The 1,461-nt window shown below is 62.0% G+C and carries 1 protein-coding gene; it reads left to right on the top strand.

Annotation, left to right across the window (positions count from 1 at the left end; all coding sequences use genetic code 11):
* Positions 1-47 precede the first annotated feature (47 nt).
* The gene (locus tag OU682_RS23930) at positions 48-1,454 is read left to right on the top strand and encodes an IS30 family transposase (protein ID WP_268944674.1); all 1,407 of its coding nucleotides are present in this window, start codon (positions 48-50) and stop codon (positions 1,452-1,454) included.
* Positions 1,455-1,461: the final 7 nt, after the last annotated feature.

Here is a 1,461-nt window from a genome sequence, read left to right as displayed (position 1 = left end):
GGGCGATCTCAACCGGTCGTCGCAACACCCTTTTGAAGGAGGTTGCAATGGCAAGGGGCAAGCGAAGATCAGAGCGCTGCACGAGAGCGGCGCTGCATTCACCCGGGCGTCCTGGCGTTGCGCGTCGAGAAGAACGGTTGCGGTTTTGGGAGTTGATTGCGGCAGGCCGATCAAGCGAGGGCGCGGCGGTCGAGATCGGAGTATCACAGCCGGTAGGAACGAGGTGGTTTCGCGAGGCCGGCGGCATGCCCCCATCACATTTATCACCTTCCGCAGGAAGGCCCTCGGGACGGTATCTGTCTTTCGAGGAGCGCGAGGAGATTGCATTGATGCGGGCCCGGGGCTGCGGTGTTCGGCACATAGCGCTACATCTGAAACGGGCTCCATCGACGATCTCGCGTGAGCTGGGGCGCAATGCCGCAACTCGAAACGGTAGTTTCGAGTATCGCGCCACGACGGCCCAGTGGCATGCAGAATGCGCGGCCCGCCGCCCAAAGGTGGCCAAGCTGGCATCGAACGAAGCCCTGCGCCTTTATGTTCAGGATCGTCTGGCCGGCCAGGTCACGCATCCGGATGGGAAGGCGATCAAGGGGCCGAAGGTTGCGTGGAAGGGGCGACGCCATGGCCCGAGACAGGCACGGCGGTGGGCAATAGCTTGGAGCCCTGAACAGATCTCGCGAAGGCTTGAGCTCGACTTTCCAGAGGACACGACGATGCGAATTAGCCATGAGGCGATCTATCAGGCGCTCTATATCCAGGGACGTGGTGCCCTGAAGCGGGAGTTGACGGCGTGCCTTCGCACCGGACGAGCCCTTCGGGTCCCCCATGCCAGGAGCACGGGCCGCGGCAAGTCCTTCATTTCACCTGAGATCATGATCAGCGAGCGTCCCGCCGAAGCGGCGGATCGTGCCGTTCCCGGTCATTGGGAAGGAGATCTTATCCTCGGCTTGAACAGTTCGGCCATCGGCACGCTGGTCGAGCGGACCACACGCTTCACCTTGCTCCTTCATCTGCCGCCCATGGCTGGGCATGGAACGGATCTGCGTCAGAAGAACGGACCCGCGCTCGCTGGACATGGCGCCGAAGCGGTTCGTGATGCCATTGCGAACAGCATCACCGAACTCCCGAGCCATCTTCGCAGGTCGCTTGCCTGGGATCAGGGTGCGGAGATGGCCCGCCATGCGGATCTGAAGATCCTCGCGGGGCTACCGGTCTACTTCTGTGACCCCCACAGCCCTTGGCAACGCGGCACAAACGAAAACACCAACGGCCTTCTTCGACAATACTTCCCAAAAGGCACAGACCTCAGCACGCATAGCCCTGAAGATCTGGAAGCCGTCGCAGTCGCCCTGAACGGCAGACCGAGAAAGACGCTCGGCTGGAAGACGCCCGCAGAGGCGCTGGACGAGCTCATGACGAGAACACAATATGCTGGTGTTGCGACGACCGGTTGAGATCGCC

The organism is Paracoccus benzoatiresistens, assembly GCF_026913015.1.
Taxonomy (GTDB): domain Bacteria; phylum Pseudomonadota; class Alphaproteobacteria; order Rhodobacterales; family Rhodobacteraceae; genus Paracoccus; species Paracoccus benzoatiresistens.
The sequence above is the reverse complement of the archived record's forward strand: the minus strand, read 5'-3'. Positions and strand labels throughout refer to the sequence as shown.

Bases quoted from the DNA above. Each gene is read 5' to 3' on its own strand.
- OU682_RS23930 (WP_268944674.1), top strand. From the start codon at position 48: ATGGCAAGGGGCAAGCGAAGATCAGAGCGCTGCACGAGAGCGGCGCTG.